Origin of the sequence: Pyxidicoccus fallax, from assembly GCF_012933655.1 — a bacterium.
Classification (GTDB): Bacteria; Myxococcota; Myxococcia; order Myxococcales; family Myxococcaceae; genus Myxococcus; species Myxococcus fallax.
Genome location: NZ_JABBJJ010000777.1, coordinates 1 through 443 on the forward strand (window position 1 = coordinate 1; position 443 = coordinate 443).

Annotated in this window: 1 protein-coding gene; it reads right to left on the reverse strand. The window is 49.2% G+C overall.

The window, feature by feature from the left end; translation table 11 throughout:
* The coding region (locus tag HG543_RS54115; RefSeq protein ID WP_169352729.1) for a fimbria/pilus outer membrane usher protein at window positions 1–443 on the reverse strand (443 nt) is incomplete at both ends.

Sequence of the window (443 nt, forward strand, 5' to 3'; positions counted from 1 at the left end):
ATCTGCTAGCGTACTCTTCGCCTGGGTCGCATCGAACGAAATTGCTCCGAAATCGCCGAGGTTAAATCCCAGACCAAACATGGCGGCACGGTAATATTCAGCATATTGTCCACCACCATACCAGGTCGTTCCCCACGGTCCGCCCCACTGCAACGTGGCCTGGGCAAATTTGCTCTCCTGCTGTTCATTACTATTGGTTCTGTATTTCGCCAGTGTCACCGCGTATTTGATTCGCCCCTGACGCTGGAGTAATGGCACACTGGAGAACGGTACGCTGTAGCTATTGACGCTGCCGTCCGCTTCTTTGATTTCAACTAACAAATCACCGCTCGACGACGTGGAATAGAGATCACTAATTTCAAAAGCACCAGGCGATACATAAGTTTGGTAAATGGTGTAACCATTTTGCTTAATCGTTATCTGGGCATTGCTTTTGGCGATAC